This is a genomic window from Neoroseomonas rubea (genome assembly GCF_016106015.1).
GTDB lineage: Bacteria > Pseudomonadota > Alphaproteobacteria > Acetobacterales > Acetobacteraceae > Neoroseomonas > Neoroseomonas rubea.
Window position 1 is genome coordinate 1 of the sequence record NZ_JACADQ010000582.1, and the last position, 1,368, is coordinate 1,368.

The window sequence follows — 1,368 nt, forward strand, 5'->3', positions numbered from 1 at the left end:
CGGCGGCCTGCCCGCGCCCGCGCCCGCGCGCTTTCCGCCGCCCTCGGCCCCGCGCACGGCCACGCGCGCGCAGCGCATGGCGCTGGTGCTGGGCCTGACCGGCGCGCTGCTGTTCTCGCTTTGGCTGTTCCAGGGGATCCTGACGCCCTTCGTGCTCGCGGCCGTCATCGCCTATTTCCTCGACCCGCTGGCGACGCGTCTCGCGCGCATCGGCATCAGGCGCGGGCTCGGCGCCTTCCTGCTCATCTTCGTGCTGATGACGGTCGGGCTGCTCGCCGTCCTGCTGTTCTACCCGCTGGTCCTCGCGCAGCTCGGCATCCTGGTGCAGCGGCTGCCCACCTACATCGCCGGCGTCGGCGCGGTGCTGCGCGACGGCCTGATCCGGCTCGAGGAAGCGCTCGGTCCGGATATGGTGGACCAGCGGCTGCGCGAACTCGCCATCACCCAGGCAGGCTCGATGCTCGCCTGGCTCGGCACCGCGGCGACGCGGCTGATCGGCGGCGGCTTCGCGCTGTTCCAGGTCTTCACGCTGCTGGTCGTGGTCCCGGTGGTCGCCTTCTACCTGCTGCGCGACTGGGCGGCGATGCTCGCCCGCGTCGAATCCTGGCTGCCGCGGCGCAACGCGTCCGTGCTGCGGCAATTGGCGCGGGACACGGACCGCGTGCTCTCGGCCTGGCTGCGCGGGCAGCTGCTGTGCTGCGCGGCGCTGGGGGTGTTCTACGCCATCGCGCTGCAGCTGGCCGGGCTCGAGCTGGGCCTGACGGTCGGGCTGATGGCGGGCATCCTGACCTTCATCCCCTATGTCGGGTCCCTCACCGGCTTCGCGGTGGCCGTGCTGCTCGCCATCGGCCAGTTCGGCAGCTGGAACGAGGTGCTGGTGATCGTCGCCATCTTCGTCGTCGGCCAGACGATCGAAGGCTATGTGATCTACCCCTACCTGCTCGGCGACAGGGTGGAGCTGCACGCGGTCTGGGTGATCTTCGCGCTGTTCGCCGGCGGCGTGGCCTTCGGCTTCCTCGGCGTGCTGCTCGCCGTGCCGATGGCCGCGGCACTCGGTGTCGTCGCGCGCTACTGGCTGCGCCGCTACCTCGAAAGCCCGCTCTATCTCGACCCGCCCCGGACGGGCACGTGACGGGGGCGCGCCAGTTCCCGCTGCCGCTGCCGCTGTCCTTGTCGTCGAGCCGCGCGGAGCTGCTCGAGGATGACTCGAATGCCGCGGCGCTCGCGCTGGCCGACCGGCCTGAGACCTGGCCGCTCGGGCGGCTCGCCATCCATGGCCCGGCCTCCGTCGGCAAGTCCCATCTCGGCCGGGCGGTGGCCGCCGCGCGCGGCTGGCGGCTGGTCGCGGGCCGGGTCGGAAGGGCGCAC

General features: G+C 72.5%; 1 protein-coding gene and 1 pseudogene. Both read left to right on the forward strand.

Going from position 1 to position 1,368, the window contains the following annotated elements; all coding sequences use genetic code 11:
• Positions 1-1,132 (forward strand): AI-2E family transporter (locus HW577_RS25045; RefSeq protein WP_332837811.1); only part of this gene is annotated, 1,132 nt, incomplete at its 5' end.
• A pseudogene (locus tag HW577_RS25050) lies at positions 1,129-1,368 on the forward strand (hypothetical protein); the annotation flags it as partial. The gene HW577_RS25045 and the pseudogene HW577_RS25050, both read left to right, overlap by 4 nt.